General features: G+C 54.2%; 20 protein-coding genes. 11 read left to right on the forward strand and 9 right to left on the reverse strand.

Translation table 11 applies throughout. The features are described 5' to 3' along the window. Positions 1-87: 87 nt before the first annotated feature. From purC to dapA, 3 genes are all read right to left on the reverse strand, one after another. Positions 88-801 carry a phosphoribosylaminoimidazolesuccinocarboxamide synthase gene (gene purC / locus WG891_RS04290; RefSeq protein WP_156292992.1) on the reverse strand — a complete coding sequence of 238 codons (714 nt, stop codon included), beginning with the start codon at positions 799-801 and terminating at the stop codon, positions 88-90. Positions 802-966: 165 nt separating this feature from the next. Further along, on the reverse strand, positions 967-2,019 hold the full coding sequence (bamC, locus tag WG891_RS04295) for an outer membrane protein assembly factor BamC (RefSeq protein ID WP_337263449.1): 1,053 nt from the start codon (positions 2,017-2,019) through the stop codon (positions 967-969). A 16-nt stretch (positions 2,020-2,035) separates the two neighbouring features. Further along, entirely contained in the window at positions 2,036-2,917 is an 882-nt protein-coding gene (gene dapA / locus WG891_RS04300) for a 4-hydroxy-tetrahydrodipicolinate synthase (protein ID WP_156292990.1), read from the reverse strand. A gap of 127 nt (positions 2,918-3,044) precedes the next feature. Between dapA and WG891_RS04305 the strand changes: the two genes are divergently transcribed. After that, entirely contained in the window at positions 3,045-3,632 is a 588-nt protein-coding gene (locus WG891_RS04305) for a glycine cleavage system transcriptional repressor (RefSeq protein ID WP_337263512.1), read from the forward strand. Between the two features lie 2 nt (positions 3,633-3,634). Further along, complete coding sequence (gene bcp, locus WG891_RS04310) at positions 3,635-4,099, forward strand: thioredoxin-dependent thiol peroxidase (protein WP_076942831.1); 465 nt, start codon at positions 3,635-3,637, stop codon at positions 4,097-4,099. Between the two features lie 52 nt (positions 4,100-4,151). Here the strand turns inward: bcp and WG891_RS04315 are convergent, their stop codons facing one another. Further along, complete coding sequence (locus WG891_RS04315) at positions 4,152-5,228, reverse strand: AI-2E family transporter (protein WP_076942830.1); 1,077 nt, start codon at positions 5,226-5,228, stop codon at positions 4,152-4,154. Between the two features lie 382 nt (positions 5,229-5,610). Here WG891_RS04315 and WG891_RS04320 point away from each other — a divergent pair, with 382 nt between their 5' ends. Then, positions 5,611-7,080, forward strand: a complete 1,470-nt coding sequence (locus tag WG891_RS04320; RefSeq protein ID WP_337263448.1) for a beta-barrel assembly-enhancing protease — start codon at positions 5,611-5,613, stop codon at positions 7,078-7,080. A 21-nt stretch (positions 7,081-7,101) separates the two neighbouring features. Continuing rightward, complete coding sequence (gene arsC / locus WG891_RS04325) at positions 7,102-7,455, forward strand: arsenate reductase (glutaredoxin) (protein WP_337263447.1); 354 nt, start codon at positions 7,102-7,104, stop codon at positions 7,453-7,455. Positions 7,456-7,481: 26 nt separating this feature from the next. Here the strand turns inward: arsC and hda are convergent, their stop codons facing one another. Then, positions 7,482-8,183 (reverse strand): DnaA inactivator Hda, encoded by a 702-nt coding sequence (hda, locus tag WG891_RS04330; protein ID WP_076942827.1) that lies wholly within the window; start codon positions 8,181-8,183, stop codon positions 7,482-7,484. Here hda and WG891_RS04335 point away from each other — a divergent pair. Continuing rightward, complete coding sequence (locus tag WG891_RS04335) at positions 8,099-8,341, forward strand: hypothetical protein (RefSeq protein WP_156292986.1); 243 nt, start codon at positions 8,099-8,101, stop codon at positions 8,339-8,341. The genes hda and WG891_RS04335 overlap by 85 nt on opposite strands. A 36-nt stretch (positions 8,342-8,377) precedes the next feature. Then, the gene (locus tag WG891_RS04340; protein ID WP_337263446.1) at positions 8,378-8,593 is read left to right on the forward strand and encodes a hypothetical protein; all 216 of its coding nucleotides are present in this window, start codon (positions 8,378-8,380) and stop codon (positions 8,591-8,593) included. A gap of 50 nt (positions 8,594-8,643) precedes the next feature. On the opposite strand, the gene uraA is transcribed toward WG891_RS04340, so the two are convergent. Beyond that, positions 8,644-9,933, reverse strand: coding sequence for a uracil permease (gene uraA, locus WG891_RS04345; protein ID WP_076942825.1), 1,290 nt, complete (start codon positions 9,931-9,933; stop codon positions 8,644-8,646). 280 nt (positions 9,934-10,213) lie between these two features. After that, complete coding sequence (gene upp / locus WG891_RS04350) at positions 10,214-10,840, reverse strand: uracil phosphoribosyltransferase (RefSeq protein WP_095996141.1); 627 nt, start codon at positions 10,838-10,840, stop codon at positions 10,214-10,216. A gap of 342 nt (positions 10,841-11,182) precedes the next feature. On the opposite strand from upp, the gene purM reads away from it, so the two are divergent. The 3 genes from purM (at position 11,183) to speG (ending at position 13,518) form a co-directional block, all read left to right on the forward strand. Beyond that, entirely contained in the window at positions 11,183-12,220 is a 1,038-nt protein-coding gene (purM, locus tag WG891_RS04355; RefSeq protein WP_076942823.1) for a phosphoribosylformylglycinamidine cyclo-ligase, read from the forward strand. Beyond that, positions 12,220-12,858: a phosphoribosylglycinamide formyltransferase gene (gene purN / locus WG891_RS04360; protein WP_337263445.1), complete on the forward strand. Its 639-nt coding sequence runs from the start codon at positions 12,220-12,222 to the stop codon at positions 12,856-12,858. The genes purM and purN overlap by 1 nt, the downstream gene beginning before the upstream one ends. Positions 12,859-12,972: 114 nt before the next feature. Next, on the forward strand, positions 12,973-13,518 hold the full coding sequence (speG, locus tag WG891_RS04365) for a spermidine N1-acetyltransferase (RefSeq protein WP_076942821.1): 546 nt from the start codon (positions 12,973-12,975) through the stop codon (positions 13,516-13,518). Between the two features lie 42 nt (positions 13,519-13,560). Here speG and WG891_RS04370 read toward each other — a convergent pair whose 3' ends face one another. Continuing rightward, positions 13,561-14,067 (reverse strand): DUF1993 domain-containing protein, encoded by a 507-nt coding sequence (locus WG891_RS04370; protein ID WP_337263444.1) that lies wholly within the window; start codon positions 14,065-14,067, stop codon positions 13,561-13,563. 484 nt (positions 14,068-14,551) lie between these two features. On the opposite strand from WG891_RS04370, the gene WG891_RS04375 reads away from it, so the two are divergent. Beyond that, on the forward strand, positions 14,552-14,881 hold the full coding sequence (locus WG891_RS04375; protein WP_337263443.1) for a hypothetical protein: 330 nt from the start codon (positions 14,552-14,554) through the stop codon (positions 14,879-14,881). Continuing rightward, positions 14,805-15,110 carry a bactofilin family protein gene (locus WG891_RS04380; protein ID WP_337274577.1) on the forward strand — a complete coding sequence of 102 codons (306 nt, stop codon included), beginning with the start codon at positions 14,805-14,807 and terminating at the stop codon, positions 15,108-15,110. Before WG891_RS04375 ends, WG891_RS04380 begins: the two co-directional genes overlap by 77 nt. A gap of 9 nt (positions 15,111-15,119) precedes the next feature. Here WG891_RS04380 and pstB read toward each other — a convergent pair whose 3' ends face one another. After that, on the reverse strand, positions 15,120-15,932 hold the full coding sequence (pstB, locus tag WG891_RS04385; protein WP_337263441.1) for a phosphate ABC transporter ATP-binding protein PstB: 813 nt from the start codon (positions 15,930-15,932) through the stop codon (positions 15,120-15,122). Between the last annotated feature and the right edge of the window lie 4 nt (positions 15,933-15,936).

Here is a 15,936-nt window from a genome sequence, read left to right on the forward strand (position 1 = left end):
GGGGAATGCAGTAATTTTCTGGAAAGCAAAATAGAACGGGGCATTCCGCAGAAATGCCCCGTGTTGAACAATATGGCGGGAATGTGCTTAGTCGAGCTTCACACCGATGCGGTGGGCAACTTCTTCATAGGCTTCGATCAGGCCACCCAGGCTCTGACGGAAACGATCTTTGTCCATTTTATCCAGGGTATTCTTGTCCCACAGGCGGCTACCGTCTGGCGAGAATTCATCCCCCAGCACCACTTCACCCTTGAACAGCCCGAACTCCAGCTTGAAGTCCACCAGGATCAAACCGGCGTCATCAAACAGTTTGCTCAGCACCTCATTGGCCTTATAGCTCAGCTCGCGCATGCGTGCCAGATGCTCCTTGCTCACCCAACCGAAGGTTTCGCAGTAGGATTCGTTGACCATCGGATCGTGCATTGCATCGTTCTTCAGGAACAGATCAAACAGCGGTGGATTCAGCGGCAAACCTTCTTCAATCCCTAAGCGTTTCACCAAAGATCCGGCGGCGCGGTTGCGGATCACACATTCAACCGGCACCATATCCAGCTTCTTCACCAGCACTTCGGTGTCTGACAGCAGGCGTTCCATCTGCGTTGGGATACCGGCTTCTTCCAGTTTGCTCATGATGAAATGGTTGAATTTGTTGTTCACCATCCCTTTGCGATCGAACTGCTCAATGCGCTGACCATCCAGTGCTGACGTATCGTTACGGAATTCCAACACCAGCAGATCTGGATTTTCGGTGGTGTAGACGGTTTTCGCCTTTCCGCGATACAACTCAGCTAGCTTTTGCATCTTACTTACTCCAATGAGGTTATACCTTCCGGCTGCCGACAACCTACCGGGTATAGAATTGACCTAATAAATTCGTTGATTTGCTGGTAACTATTGTGCCAAACCCCGGACGCAAACGATACCGTTTCTGCAAAAACAAAAAGGGGCCGTAGCCCCTTTCGATGATTATTTAACGCTGGTTTGGCTGAAAGCCGCCTGGAACGCGGCCACCAGGGCATCATTCTGCGCCTGAGACAACGGTTTCCCTTTGGAATCGATAAATTGCAGGCTGGTACGGTTGTTCAAATCACCGACCTGCAGTTTGTAATCCCCTGAATTCAGCTCAGGATCTTTCACCCCTAACGCACTCCAATCGCTGCTGCTCAAGGATTTGTAGGTCACGGCAACGGTGCCCTGCGGACGGCTGCGGTCGCCCACTTTCATCCCCAGTTTTGCCAAGGCCGCAGGTAAGCGATCCCACACGGTGGCGTACGGCGCACGTACGATCAGCACCGGTAACCCCACATCGTCCGCGCCACTCTGCACGTCCAGCGCGCCGGTACGGCTGGCCGCACGGTTGCTCGTCAGGTTATCCTGCTTATCCAGACCTTCGGCGATGGTGTTCATCATCATGCTGTTATAGCGCTGAATCTCGGAAGGATCGGTCACCTCATCGGTTTTACCCTGTTGGCGCAACCCTAGCGTTTTCACCACCAGCGCCTGCTGGTAACCCTGCTTCTGCAGGCTGACCTGGTAACGGCCTTCGTACTGGTTGTCTTCATCCAGACGGTTCCACTTCACCCAGTCGGTGGTCAGAGTCTGGCTGGCTTCCTCCTGAGAAGCGATTGGCATGTTTTTCGCCTGCAGCAGGCTGACGATGCGTGGCCACAGGTTCTGGTTCTGTGGGCTGTTTTCCAGCAGCAATGTGCCGCTGTTCCCGCTGTTCTGGCTGCGGGAACCGCTCAGCAGGGCCAATGGCTGTGACGGAGGCCGGATATCCAGTTGCTTGCCGACAGGGCCTTTTTGCGTACTGGCCGCAACATCAAAATTACCGGCTGACGCTGGCAGAGTGATACCCGCAGGCGCGTTCAGCGGCTTGAGTGGTGCAGCGTCGAGATAGGACTCATCGCCGCTCACCTGGCGTTTGTAACGTTGATCGGAAGAACATGCCGACAGCGCCATGACCAGCGCTAACCCCACGACTGTTGCTACCGTCGACTTTTGCAATGAATAAGCCATCAAATCTCCCTAAGAGTTACAGCAAACCGGCGCTTTTCAACGCACGCTCCACCACAGGGCGGGCAGCGTCGGTTAACGGCGTCATAGGCAGACGCATCGTATCGGTTGCCATCAATCCCAATGCCTTACAGGCCCATTTCACCGGAATTGGGTTGGGTTCTACAAATAAATCCTGATGCAACGGCATCAAGCGCTGATTCAAGCGGCGAGCTTCGGCAAAGTTGCCTTGGGCCGCAAGACGGCAAAGTTCTACCATTTCACGCGCAGCCACGTTGGCCGTTACGGAAATCACCCCTTTGCCACCCAGTTGCATGAAATCCAGGCCGCTGGCGTCATCGCCGCTCAGCAGAGTGAAGTTTTCATCATCAACCAGCACTTGGATCTGACTTACACGACTTAAGTTCCCTGTTGCCTCTTTAACGGCAACAATATTCTTAATTTTGGCCAAACGCGCGATCGTCGGCGGCAGCATGTCACAACCGGTGCGTGAAGGCACGTTATACAGGATCTGTGGCAGGTCGGTGCTTTCGGCAATCGCTTTAAAGTGCTGATACAGCCCTTCCTGCGTTGGCCGGTTATAGTAAGGCGTGACCGACAGACAGCCAACGACACCGGTATTGCTGAAATGCCGCGTGAGCGAGATCGCTTCGCTGGTTGAGTTCGCGCCGGTTCCGGCAATCACCGGAATGCGGCCTGCGGCCAGTTCCAGCGTCTGCAGCACCACGTCAACGTGCTCATCGTGAGCCAGCGTAGCGGACTCACCGGTGGTCCCAACGGAAACAATAGCCGCAGTCCCACTGGCTACATGATAATCAATCAGTTTTTTTAGGCTCGCACGATCAACAGCGCCTTTGGCGTCCATCGGCGTTACCAGTGCAACAATACTTCCCGTAAACATTGGCCATCCCCTCCACAAACAAGTGACTCATGGTACTTTTGACACCTATCCAAAAGCAAGCAAACAACGTGTTGTAAGCGCTTGGCAGGCGGTTTTTTTTATGTTTACCATGGTAAACCCATTGAGCATGACAGGAAGCTCCATTTTGCCTAAGCCAGATGAACACTATCTCGTGATTACCGCACTGGGCGCCGATCGCCCCGGGATCGTCAACACCATCACCCGCCACGTCAGCAGTTGCGGGTGCAATATCGAAGATAGCCGTCTGGCCATATTGGGTGAAGAATTTACCTTCATCATGTTGCTTTCCGGCAGCTGGAACGCGATTACCCTGATCGAATCTACTTTGCCGCAAAAAGGTGCGGAGCTGGATTTGCTGATTGTGATGAAACGCACAAACTCGCACGAAAGGCCGCCCATGCCGGCTGCGGTGTGGGTGCAGGTAGAGGTGAGAGACTCCCCGCACATCATCGAACGTTTTACCGCTCTGTTTGACGCCAGCCAGATGAACATTGCCGAGTTGGTGTCACGTACTCAACCCGCAGAGGGCAATCTGCCGCCCCAGCTTTATATCCAGATCACTGCCCATAGCCCTGGCAGCCAGGATGCATCAAATATCGAACAAGCCTTTCATCGCCTATGTACAGAATTGAATGCGCAAGGCAGTATTAGCGTTGTGAACTATCCACAGCATGATGAGAAAGATGGAGAGTAGTGATGAGCCCATTGAAAGCCGGTGATACAGCGCCAAAATTTAGTTTACTCGACCAGGATGGCGAGGAAATTCATTTGGCCGACTTCCAGGGACAGCGAGTTCTTGTTTACTTTTATCCTAAAGCCATGACGCCAGGCTGTACTGTGCAAGCCTGTGGCCTGCGGGATAATATGGATGAATTGAAAAAAGCCGGTGTCGAAGTGCTGGGCATCAGCACCGATAAACCGGAGAAACTGTCACGTTTTGCCGAGAAAGAGCTGCTCAACTTCACGTTGTTATCTGACGAGAATCATGAGGTAGCACAGCAGTTTGGCGTCTGGGGTGAAAAAACCTTCATGGGGAAAACCTATGACGGCATCCACCGCATCAGCTTCCTGATCGATGCCAACGGCAAGGTTGAAAAAGTGTTTGATGATTTCAAAACCACCAATCATCACGACATCGTTTTGAATTACCTGAAGCAGTAATCACTGATTAATACCAAAGCGCAGCTCCCCGCTGCGCTTTGTTTTTCTGGCCTTACTGCACTTCTTTCCCCGCATCCACCAGCATGTCATCCGGCCAGGCGCGAATCACCGCTTTCACCAGCGTCGCCAGCGGAATGGCAAAGAACACGCCCCAGAAGCCCCACAGGCCGCCAAAGATGATCACCGAGAGAATAATCACCAGCGGGTGCAGGTTGACCGCCTCAGAGAACAGAATCGGCACCAGCAGGTTGCCGTCCAGCGCCTGAACCACCAGATAAGCGATAACCAGCGTCCAGAAATCGGCACCGATGCCCCACTGGAACATCGCCACCACCACGACCGGGATCGTCACCAGCACTGCGCCAATATAAGGGATCAACACCGAGAAGCCGACCAGCACCGCCAACAGCAGCGAGTAGCGCATATCCAGAATGAAGAACACCAGGTAGGTGGTTACGCCAACGATCACCATCTCCAGCACTTTGCCACGGATATAATTGGTGATCTGCTGGTTCATCTCTTTCCACACCTGCCCGGCCAAGCCGCGATCGCGCGGCAACACCCGGCGCACCGCGTTGATCATCTGCTCTTTATCTTTCAGCAGGAAAAACACCATCAGCGGCACCAGAATCAGGTAAATCGCCAGCGTCAACAGCCCGACCAGCGAGGCCAGAGAAAACTTGACCACCGACTCCCCCATGCCAGACAGCCGGCTGCGCAGGTTTTCTGCCATCATGTCGATGATCCCGACATCCACCAACGCCGGATAACGCTTCGGCAAGGTGGCCGCATAGTTATAAAACTGGTTGAGCATGCCCGGTAAATCGGTCATCAGGTTGATGCCCTGCTTCCAGGCCGTTGGGGCAACGACCAAGACCAGCAGCAACGTAATGCCAGCAAACACAATCAGCACCATGCTCGCCGCCCAGTTGCGTGACCAGCCCAGGCGTTGCAGGCGTGCGGTCGGCCACTCCAGCAGGTAGGCCAAGACAATTGCCACCAAAAGCGGGGCTAAAATACCGTGCAGAAAATAGAGAATGCAGAACCCGCCAACCAGGATCACCAGCAGCGCGATGGCTTGCGGATCGGTAAAACGACGGCGGTACCACTGTAATAACATCTCCAACATCAGAGATTACTCCTTAATTCCATCAATGAGAGTGTGCTTCCGCCTTTCCCTGTGCGACCCAGCAGGCATCGTATTATGACTTGTTTTAACACAATTTCAGCCCGATTATCGTCGGGCAAACGTTTCATTGCAGGCGCTGGCTGACTATGATGAGAGGGTGCCAGCCCGGTTCGCAAACGGTTTATTTTTGTGAGCCAACAGACCTTTATGCTGATTGTACTGGAGAGTCTGGCATGCAAGAAGAACTCTTACGTGATGCTGACGTCTTAATACCCGTCATACTTCAAGTAGCAGGTGTGTTGACTACACGCTTGTCGCTTTCCTGCTACTCGAATTATTTAGGGTATAGTTGATGACTTTGATTTAAGGGAAACGCCTGACTATGACCACCCGGTTGACCAAAACAGCGTTAGCAGTACTGTTGTTCGGCACACTTTGCGCCTCTGCGCCGGTGCCGGTAAATGCGGACACACAGGACCAACTGCCAGACATGGGGACCAGCGCAGGCGGCACCTTGAGTATCGGCCAGGAACTGTTGATGGGGGACTTTTACGTGCGACAGCTGCGCGCCAGCGCCCCGCTGATTAACGATCCGTTATTAACCCAGTACATCAACCAGTTGGGTAACCGGCTGGTCGCCAACGCCTATTCGGTAAAAACGCCGTTCCACTTCTTTCTGGTGCGTAATGATGAGATAAACGCCTTCGCCTTCTTCGGTGGTAACGTGGTGCTGCACTCGGCGCTATTCCGTGAAACCGACAACGAAAGCCAGTTGGCTTCGGTGCTGGCGCACGAAATCTCTCACGTTACCCAGCGCCATCTGGCCCGCGCCATGGAAGATCAACAGCGCAATGCTCCGCTCACCTGGGTGGGTGCTTTAGGTTCTGTCCTGCTGGCGATGGCTAACCCGACCATGGGAATGGCAGCGCTGAGCGGCACGCTGGCCGGTGCACAGCAAGGGATGATCAGCTTCACTCAGGCGAATGAACAGGAAGCCGATCGCATCGGCATTCAGGTGTTACAACGTTCTGGCTTTGATCCGGAAGCCATGCCGGATTTTCTGCAAAAATTAGCCGATCAGTCGCGTTACGCGTCTAAACCACCGGAAATGCTGCTGACCCACCCGCTGCCCGACAGCCGGCTTTCCGACGCACGTAACCGTGCCAACCAGATGCCGCGTCATCTGGTCCAATCCAGCCAGGAGTACCTGTTAGCCAGAGTGCGTACCCTGGGTATGTACAGTTCAGAAGGTTATGGCCTGACCGAAGAGATTCTGAATGACTACAGCAAAGGTAACGTACGGGAACAAATGGCGGCAAAATATGGCCGGGCGATCCTGTTCTACGAAGCGAAAAAGTACGATGAAGCCCGTAATATCATTCAGCCGTTGCTGGCGCAGGATGCAAAAAACGTCTGGCTGCTGGATCTGATGACCGATATCGATCTGGCCCAGCAGAAAGCGCCACAGGCGATTGCGCGCCTGCAGGCCGCGAATGCGGAACAAAGCAAGAATCCGGTGCTGCTGCTCAACCTGGCCAACGCCTTCGTGGAGGGGAATCAGCCAGCGCAGGCCTCAAAAATTCTTAACCGTTACACCTTTACCCACCCGGACGATCCAAACGGTTGGGATTTACTGGCGCAAGCCAGCGCCGCTCAAGGGTTACGCGATGAAGAGCTTTCAGCGCGTGCAGAGAGCCTGGCGCTCGCTGGCCGCCTCGATCAGGCGATTGGTTTGCTGAGCAATGCCAGTTCCCTGCAAAAACTCGGCAGCCTGAAACAGGCCCGTTATGACGCGCGTATCGATCAACTGCGCCAGCTACAGAAGAGCTTCAGCAAATTCCAGCGCAGCTAATTTGACCAAGGAAAGATTGCCATGAAAAACGTCACTATTTACCACAACCCACGTTGCTCGAAGAGCCGTGAAACTCTGGCACTGCTGGAACAGCAGGGCATTACCCCAAAGGTAGTGCTGTATCTGGAAACGCCGCCGTCGGTAGATGAACTGAAAAAACTGCTGAAAGAACTGGGTTTCCATTCAGCACGTGAACTGATGCGGCAGAAAGAAGAGATTTACAAAGAATTGAAGCTGGCGAATGAAAACCTGAGCGAAGAGCAACTGCTGCAAGCAATGGTGGCCAACCCGAAACTGATCGAACGGCCGATCGTAGTAAAAGGCAACCGAGCGCGCATTGGCCGGCCACCGGAGCAGGTGCTGGAAATCCTCTGATCCCCCGGGCTCTGCACCCAGGGCCCTTACAACCCCAGAATATCCTTCACAAACGGAATGGTCAGCTTGCGTTGCGCAGTGATCGACGCGCGATCGAGCTGATCTAACGTCATGAACAGCGTGCGCATTTCACGATCCAGGCGCTTGAGCAGGAAACGGCCCACGTCTTCCGGCAGTTCAAAGCCACGCAGCTTGGCGCGCAGTTGCAGTGCCAGCAATTTCTCTTCATCGGAAAGCGGCTGCAGCTTGTAGATCTGCCCCCAATCCAGACGGGAAGCCAGATCCGGCAAATGCAGATTCAACTGACGCGGCGGACGATCGCCGGTGATAAACAAGCGCGTACGCCCGGTTTCCTGAATGCGGTTATAGAGATTGAACATCGCCATTTCCCACTCTTCATCACCGGCAATGCATTCAATGTTGTCGATGCACACCAGGGCCAGCTGTTCCATGCCATCCAGCACTTCCGGCACGAAATAAGTGCGCTTGTCCAGCGGCACATAGCCGACGGCCTCCCCCTGCTTCGACAGTTCGGCACAGGCCGCATGCAGCAAATGGCTGCGCCCGCCGCCCTCGCGTGACCAGAAATAGATGTAACTACCGTGTTCCTGACGGATGGCAGACTGGATTGCGGCTAACAGGGATGGGTTCTCGCCCGGATAAAAACTGGCAAAAGTTTCATCATCGGGAAGATAAAGTGGCAGTGAAAGCTGTGCCGGCGTATTCAGAAAAGCACCTCAACCAAAACTGGCAGGAAAACAGAGTCAGTCTATCACAGAAAGCGCGAACTGTTGAACCGGCAGGTTTTTATGTTGCAATAGTGAGCAAAGATGGCATTCATGCTGCATCGCTGCTATACCGAAAGCACTTGGCTGCGCCACTTTAGACTGTGTCCCACAGATTATGACAAGGATAATAAACGATGAAATCATGGAACAAAGTACTGCTGGCTTCGATGATTGGCTTGCTGGTAGCCGGTTGCGATGAAGCCCCCAAAACCAGTGCCACGCCAGACAAAAGCAGCGCAGAGCCGATGAAAAATGGCGCCGCCACGGAAGAGGACAACAACAGCATGGGCGAGCAGCCGCAGGAAACGGACGGTGCCAACGATCCGGCAGGCAAACCGGTTAGCCCCTAAACGCCAACAGGGCGGAGAACTCTCCGCCCTGTTCGGCTTACAACGCGAGGTTACTTGTGATCGCGCCGCTCTTCCGGCACGTCAATCACTTCCTCTTCACGGCGATACAGGCTGATCACCTTAAACAGCAGGCTCAGGCCGATGCCGACGATGGTCGCCAGCGCCATGCCTTTCAGCTCCGCTGCGCCGATATGCACTTTGGCACCGCTGACGCCGATAATCAGGATCACCGAGGTCAGGATCAGGTTCTGGGCTTTGTTGTAATCCACCTTGGATTCAATCAGCACCCGGATACCCGAAGCGCCGATCACTCCATACAGCAGCAGGGAAACGCCGCCCATCACCGGCACCGGCACCGCCTGGATCGCCGCCGCCAGTTTACCCACGCAGGAAAGCAGGATCGCCAGAATCGCCGCGCCGCCAATCACCCAGGTGCTGTAAACCTTGGTGATCGCCATCACGCCGATGTTCTCGCCGTAGGTGGTATTCGGCGTTGAGCCGAAGAAGCCGGAGATCACCGTTGAAATACCGTTGGCAAACATCGAACGATGCAAACCTGGATCGCGCAGCAGGTCTTTTTTGACGATATTTGCCGTCACCACCAGGTGGCCGACGTGCTCGGCAATCACGACCAACGCCGCAGGCAAAATGGTGAAAATGGCGAACCACTCAAAGCGCGGCGTATAGAAGGTTGGCAGCGCAAACCAGTGCGCTTCACGGATCGGCGTCAGGTCCACCACGCCCATCACGAACGACAGCGCATAGCCCACCAGCACCCCAATCAGGATCGGGATAATCGCCAGGAAGCCGCGGAACAGCACCGAACCGAGCACGGTCACGCCCAGCGTCACCAGGGAAATTGTGATGGTGGTGCTATCGGCAGAAGTCCCTTCGGCAGGCAGCAGCCCGGCCATATTGGCCGCCACGCCCGCCAGTTCCAAACCGATCACCGCCACGATGGCCCCCATCGCCGCAGGCGGGAAGATCACATCCAGCCAGCCGGTTCCGGCCTTCTTCACAATCAAGGCCACCAGGCAAAACAGCACGCCACACATGATAAAACCGCCGAGCGCCACTTCATAGCCCAGCGGCAACAGCAGCAACACCGGTGAAATAAACGCAAAGCTGGAACCCAGATACGCCGGGATCTTGCCTTTACAGATAAACAGATACAGCAGCGTACCGATGCCGTTGAACAACAGCACCGTCGCCGGGTTGATTTTGAATAAAATCGGCACCAAAACGGTCGCGCCAAACATGGCGAACAGATGCTGGAAACTGAGCGGAATAGTCTGGAGTAACGGCGGGCGTTCGCTGACGCCGATAGCGCGACGGGTCATGGTGTGTTTTTTCCTCTGAATTGTATTAATCAGTTGTTTAAGTTCAGTAAGTTATGCCCAATGGACTTCAAGTTACCGCTAGGCGGCAAGGGCGTGACAAATCGGTCGTAGACTGATTTGCACAGCGCTTGCGCTGGCCCGCAGGGTGAGCCTCAGTATTGAGGCTCATAATCCCTGGGAGCTTATACGTAATAAGTGACCGGGAGTTACATCCCGCCAACAACGCTGTAGCTTGAAAGACGAAGGGCATAAAAAAGCCGACTCTCTGGTCGGCTCGACGTTATTTTGTACCAAATATCTTATCGCCGGCATCACCCAGGCCAGGCACGATGTAGCCCTTCTCATTGAGGCACTGATCGATGGAAGCGGTATACAGTTCAACATCCGGGTGCGCTTTTTCCAGCGCTTTGATCCCTTCTGGTGCGGCCACCAGCACCAGCACCTTGATGCTGGTACAGCCGGCCTTCTTCAGCAGATCGATGGTAGCAATCATCGAACCACCGGTCGCCAGCATCGGGTCAACCACCAGCGCCAAACGCTCTGAGATGTTGGAAACCAGTTTCTGGAAATAAGGCACCGGCTCCAGGGTTTCTTCATCACGATAAACCCCAACCACGCTGATACGCGCGCTCGGTACGTGCTCCAGCACCCCTTCCATCATACCCAGACCGGCACGCAGGATCGGTACGACGGTAATTTTTTTCCCTTTGATCTGATCGACTTCAACCGGCCCGCACCAACCTTCGATGGTGACTTTTTCCGTCGCCAGATCGGCGGTCGCTTCATAGGTCAGCAAACTACCCACTTCAGAAGCCAGCTCACGAAAGCGTTTGGTACTGATATCATGTTCGCGCATCAGGCCAAGCTTGTGTTTAACCAGCGGGTGTTTCACCTCAACGATCTTCATCATTATTCTCCTATTAAGGCGGTTGACGGCCAAAAAAATCGCGGGATTATACCGCCTTTTCCCACGAGCGCCACTACCAATAGCCGGATCGAGATCAACAAAAGGTCGATAATCATTATATACCCAATAAATTCCAGTCAACGGTTTATAGTCATTGTCCCCATCCTCATCACCTGGTTGACCTGATTAGCAAACGCCAGGGTCCGATGAAACGAAAAATGGAAGCTGGCCGATAAGGCTCTCGCAAACGTTTGCTTGCGCTGTTAGAATTGCCGCGCCTTATTCCGGAACCAACACCGGAAGCACCGTTTTCAAACCGCAAACCGTCGTGGGGATCGCGCAGTGACCGACAAAACCTCTCTCAGCTATAAAGACGCAGGTGTCGATATCGATGCTGGCAACGCATTGGTAGACCGCATCAAAGGTGTAGTTAAACAGACCCGCCGCCCCGAAGTGATGGGTGGTCTGGGCGGATTTGGTGCCCTGTGTGCGTTGCCGCAGAAATACCGCGAACCGATACTGGTTTCGGGTACCGACGGCGTGGGCACCAAGCTGCGTCTGGCGATGGATCTGAAACGCCACGACACCATCGGCATCGATCTGGTTGCGATGTGTGTGAACGATCTGGTGGTTCAGGGGGCTGAACCACTGTTCTTCCTGGATTACTACGCGACCGGCAAACTGGACGTCGACACCGCCACCAGCGTGATCACCGGCATCGCCGAAGGCTGTAAGCAGTCCGGCTGTGCGCTGGTGGGTGGCGAAACCGCCGAAATGCCGGGCATGTACCACGGTGAGGATTACGACGTCGCCGGTTTCTGCGTCGGCGTGGTCGAAAAATCTGAAATCATCGACGGCAGCAAAGTGCAGCCGGGTGATGCGCTGATCGCCCTGGGCGCTTCCGGCCCGCACTCTAACGGGTATTCGCTGGTACGCAAGATCCTCGAAGTCAGCAATACCGATCCTACGACCACCACGCTAGCCGGCAAATCGCTGGCGGATCATCTGCTGGCACCGACCAAAATTTATGTCAAATCGGTGCTGGAACTGATTGCCAAAGTGGACGTACACGCGATTGCTCACCTGACCGGCGGCGGTTTCTGGGAAAACATCCCGCGCGTGCTGCCAGAAGGCATGCAGGCGGTGATTGACGAGTCGAGCTGGGAGTGGCCAGCGATCTTCAGTTGGCTGCAACAGGCAGGTAACGTCAGCCGCCATGAAATGTACCGCACCTTTAACTGTGGCGTGGGCATGGTGATTGCGCTGCCGGAAGAGGCGGTTGAAGAAGCCATCGCTTTGTTGACCGCAGCCGGTGAAAAAGCCTGGAAGATCGGTAAACTGACCGCTTCTTCTGACGAACAACAAGTGGTTATTCAGTGATGAAAAAGATTGTGGTGTTGGTCTCCGGCCAGGGGAGCAATCTCCAGGCGTTGATTGATGCCTGCCAGCAGGGCCGGATTGCCGCCAATATTGTGGCGGTATTCAGCAACAAGGCCCAGGCCTATGGCCTGCAACGTGCCGAAGAGGCTGGCATTGCCGCACATGCGCTTGATGCCAAAACCTTTGCCGACCGTGAAGCCTTCGATGCCGCACTGGCCGAGGCCATTGACCAGTATCAGCCCGATCTGGTGGTGTTGGCCGGTTATATGCGCATCCTCAGCCATGCCTTCGTCCAGCACTATGCCGGGCGCATGCTGAACATCCACCCATCATTGCTGCCGAAATATCCTGGCCTGCATACCCACCGCCAGGCGATCGACAACGGTGACAGCGAGCACGGTACCTCGGTGCATTTTGTCACCGAACAGCTCGACGGCGGCCCGGTTGTCCTGCAAGCCAAGGTGCCCATTTTCCCCGGTGACGAAGAAGATGAGGTGATAGAACGTGTGCAAACACAGGAACACCACATTTACCCACTGGTGGTGAACTGGTTTGTTACCGGGCGGCTGACCATGAGTGATAACGCGGCCTGGCTCGACGGTGAACGCTTGCCCGCACAAGGCTATGCCGCAGACTAGCGCTGGCAATCTGAATACAGCCTAAACGGTGCCCTGAGTGGTGCCGTTTTTTTTCGCCCTCATCCAATTCCCGGCGTTATACTTTACGCATATTCATTATGTTGAGGAGAAGGTATGCCGAGCACCACCAGCGTCAAATTACGCCCACTGGAACGGGAGGATTTGACGTTCGTTCACCAGATGGATAACAACGCCAGCGTGATGCGCTACTGGTTTGAAGAGCCGTATGAGGCCTTTGTCGAACTGGTCGATCTGTACGACAAGCACATTCACGATCAGAGCGAGCGGCGCTTTATCATTGAGCATGAAGGGGCCAAAGTTGGCCTGGTAGAACTGGTGGAGATCGACCACATCCACCGCCGTGCCGAATTCCAGATCATCATCGATCCGGCCCATCAGGGCAAAGGCTACGCCAGCACCGCCGCCAAACTGGCGATGGATTATGGTTTTTCCGTGCTCAATCTCTACAAGCTGTATCTGATCGTCGACAAAGAGAACCCGAAGGCGATTCACATTTACAGCAAATTGGGGTTCGAAGTGGAAGGCGAACTGATCGACGAATTTTTCGTTAACGGCGAATACCGCACCGTACTGCGCATGTGTATTTTCCAACCGCAGTATCTGGCAAAGTTCAAAACGCCGCCGGTAGCACTTAAGTAAGCGCTCACCGGGGAGCTGCGTGCTCCCCGGCTGATCGCCAGGTTAGACCTTGCCCAGATAGTCCATTTTACCCAGTTCAACCCCCTGATGGCGCAGAATGGCGTAAGCCGTGGTCAGATGGAAATAAAAATTAGGCAGGGCAAAGGTCAGCAGATAATCCTCCGCCGTAAAGTTGAATTCCCGCGTTTTGCTTTGCAGTGTAATAGTCCGCCCGTCAGAATCGGCAAAATCATGCGCTTGGAAACGTTGCAAATAGGCGATGGTTTTCTCAATACGCTGATGTAACTCAGCAAAACTGGCCTCATTGTCCGGCATCACCGGCACTTCCTGGCCACTCAATCTGGCAACGGCACCTTTCGCCGTATCGCTGGTGATCTGCACCTGCCGCAGCAAAGGGAACATATCCGCTGCCAGCCGGGCCTCCAGCAGCGTGCTTTCAGCTCGCTGTTTTTCACGCAGAAACTGCTCGCCTTTCAGCAATAAAGACGACAGATTCTGCAAACCGCGGACAAACTGCGCAGGGGAATGGGCGTAAATCGACAATGACATAAAACCTCCTGATTTTAGCAACGAATTTCCTCGGTGAAGCTTACGCTTTCCGCCGCTGCTCTGCCGCCGAATTGTTTAGCGATTTATGCCAATCAGATAAATCCTTATGAAAATCATATTATTATTTGAGCAGTGGCTGAAAGTCAGCATTCTGATAAATTCTGATTAACAAACCGGATAATGATTTAATGTTCATTGTTAGGTATCATCCCTGCCATTACGGATAGCCCCTATAGGCGCAGTGGCTGCGGCCAGCGCCCTGGCTCTCCGCACTCTGCTGCAAATGGAATTCAACCGGCCTGAAAACATGCGTAAATACAATTTATTATGGTGCGTATGGGTGTTATGGGCACTGCTCATAATGCTTTGGCTGACAGAGCTCGGCACCAGCGGAACCCACTTAAACCGAACGTTAATGATAGCGTTGGTCGTTATGCTATTGGTCACTCTGACGTTTATCTACAAAATCCCAAGGATGAATAATATGCTGTCATTCAATAAACAAAAGAAATCCAGTAATGAGTCAAAAGCCCCCGAAGTGATTGACCAGCCGCTATCGCAGACGCTGGTGCAAACTGAACCCGCTGCCCAGGCTGATGTCACCGATGCCATCAAACCGATCCGTGCCAAGAAAGACACCTTTGTTTCTAATGGTGCCCAGTTCACCGACGTTATCGAAGGTGACGGCAATATCATTATCGAAGGCAAGGTTGAAGGTAACATTCGTGTGTATGCATATGGTGCGTATCGAGAACAGCGGCCATGTGAAGGGCGAAATCCGCGCACAGCAGATCATGATCAACGGCTCGGTTGAAGGCCGTTGCTATGCTGATTCGCTGTCAATTCAGCCCAAAGGCAGCCTGCGCGGTGACATTTTTGCCGACGAAATCTCGATCGAGAAAGGCGGCGTATTTATCGGCCAATCACAGTTGATGCAGAAGGCCCAACCGCCGGTTCAGGCGAAAATCACACCGTTGAAAACCGCTATCAGCTCCGTTGAAACCGAAAATCAGCCAGAGCCATTGAACAAAAACGTCAAATAAAAACCGCCATCAACCATACCGGCCAGTGATGTAATCCTCCGTGCGGCGCTGGCGCGGAGAGGTAAAAATGCCATCGGTATGGTTATATTCCACCAGCCGCCCTTGATGGATAAACGCCGTATAGTCCGAAACCCGCGCCGCCTGCTGCATATTGTGCGTCACCAGCACCACGCTGTAGCGCTGTTTCAAGGCAGAGATCAGTTCCTCAATGGTGAGCGTGGAAATCGGATCCAGCGCCGAGGTAGGTTCATCCAGCAACAGCACCTCAGGCTCAATTGCGATCGCACGGGCAATCACCAAGCGCTGCTGCTGGCCGCTGGACAGGCGGAACGCGTTCTCACGTAAACGATCTTTCACCTCATGCCACAATGCCGCCGCACGCAGGGATCGCTCCACCGCTTCGTCCAGAATCCGCCGCTCGCGGATCCCTTGTAGCCGCAGGCCGTAAACCACATTTTCGTAGATAGACTTCGGGAACGGGTTTGGCCGCTGGAACACCATGCCAACGCGCCGCCGCAGCGCGGCCACCTCGACCTGCGGGCCGGAAATCACTTCGCCGTTCAGCCGCAATTCGCCGTCGATCCGGCAATCATCCACCAGATCGTTCATGCGGTTAAAACAGCGCAGCAGCGTCGATTTTCCACAGCCGGAAGGCCCGATCAGCGCCGTAACGCGGTGCTTCGGAATACGCAGGGAAATATCGTGCAACACCTGCTTGGTGCCATAAAACAGATTCAGGCCGTCAACCTCCAGCACGGTATGCTCATCTGCAAGCTGCTGAACATCCAGCCGAGGTAAACTGTCTGGCATCATCAAACCCATGTGG

It is taken from the genome of Serratia sp. MMO-28 (assembly GCF_037199905.1).
GTDB classification, from domain to species: Bacteria; Pseudomonadota; Gammaproteobacteria; order Enterobacterales; family Enterobacteriaceae; genus Chania; species Chania oryzae.

What these genes read in the sequence shown, in the direction of transcription:
- purC (WP_156292992.1), bottom strand. Translation starts at nt 801, where the DNA reads ATGCAAAAGCTAGCTGAGTTGTATCGCGGAAAGGCGAAAACCGTCTAC.
- bamC (WP_337263449.1), bottom strand. Translation starts at nt 2,019, where the DNA reads ATGGCTTATTCATTGCAAAAGTCGACGGTAGCAACAGTCGTGGGGTTA.
- dapA (WP_156292990.1), bottom strand. Translation starts at nt 2,917, where the DNA reads ATGTTTACGGGAAGTATTGTTGCACTGGTAACGCCGATGGACGCCAAA.
- WG891_RS04305 (WP_337263512.1), top strand. Translation starts at nt 3,045, where the DNA reads ATGACAGGAAGCTCCATTTTGCCTAAGCCAGATGAACACTATCTCGTG.
- bcp (WP_076942831.1), top strand. Translation starts at nt 3,635, where the DNA reads ATGAGCCCATTGAAAGCCGGTGATACAGCGCCAAAATTTAGTTTACTC.
- WG891_RS04315 (WP_076942830.1), bottom strand. Translation starts at nt 5,228, where the DNA reads ATGTTGGAGATGTTATTACAGTGGTACCGCCGTCGTTTTACCGATCCG.
- WG891_RS04320 (WP_337263448.1), top strand. Translation starts at nt 5,611, where the DNA reads ATGACCACCCGGTTGACCAAAACAGCGTTAGCAGTACTGTTGTTCGGC.
- arsC (WP_337263447.1), top strand. Translation starts at nt 7,102, where the DNA reads ATGAAAAACGTCACTATTTACCACAACCCACGTTGCTCGAAGAGCCGT.
- WG891_RS04335 (WP_156292986.1), top strand. Translation starts at nt 8,099, where the DNA reads ATGGGTTCTCGCCCGGATAAAAACTGGCAAAAGTTTCATCATCGGGAA.
- WG891_RS04340 (WP_337263446.1), top strand. Translation starts at nt 8,378, where the DNA reads ATGAAATCATGGAACAAAGTACTGCTGGCTTCGATGATTGGCTTGCTG.
- uraA (WP_076942825.1), bottom strand. Translation starts at nt 9,933, where the DNA reads ATGACCCGTCGCGCTATCGGCGTCAGCGAACGCCCGCCGTTACTCCAG.
- upp (WP_095996141.1), bottom strand. Translation starts at nt 10,840, where the DNA reads ATGAAGATCGTTGAGGTGAAACACCCGCTGGTTAAACACAAGCTTGGC.
- purN (WP_337263445.1), top strand. Translation starts at nt 12,220, where the DNA reads ATGAAAAAGATTGTGGTGTTGGTCTCCGGCCAGGGGAGCAATCTCCAG.
- speG (WP_076942821.1), top strand. Translation starts at nt 12,973, where the DNA reads ATGCCGAGCACCACCAGCGTCAAATTACGCCCACTGGAACGGGAGGAT.
- WG891_RS04370 (WP_337263444.1), bottom strand. Translation starts at nt 14,067, where the DNA reads ATGTCATTGTCGATTTACGCCCATTCCCCTGCGCAGTTTGTCCGCGGT.
- WG891_RS04375 (WP_337263443.1), top strand. Translation starts at nt 14,552, where the DNA reads ATGCTGTCATTCAATAAACAAAAGAAATCCAGTAATGAGTCAAAAGCC.
- WG891_RS04380 (WP_337274577.1), top strand. Translation starts at nt 14,805, where the DNA reads ATGGTGCGTATCGAGAACAGCGGCCATGTGAAGGGCGAAATCCGCGCA.
- pstB (WP_337263441.1), bottom strand. Translation starts at nt 15,932, where the DNA reads ATGGGTTTGATGATGCCAGACAGTTTACCTCGGCTGGATGTTCAGCAG.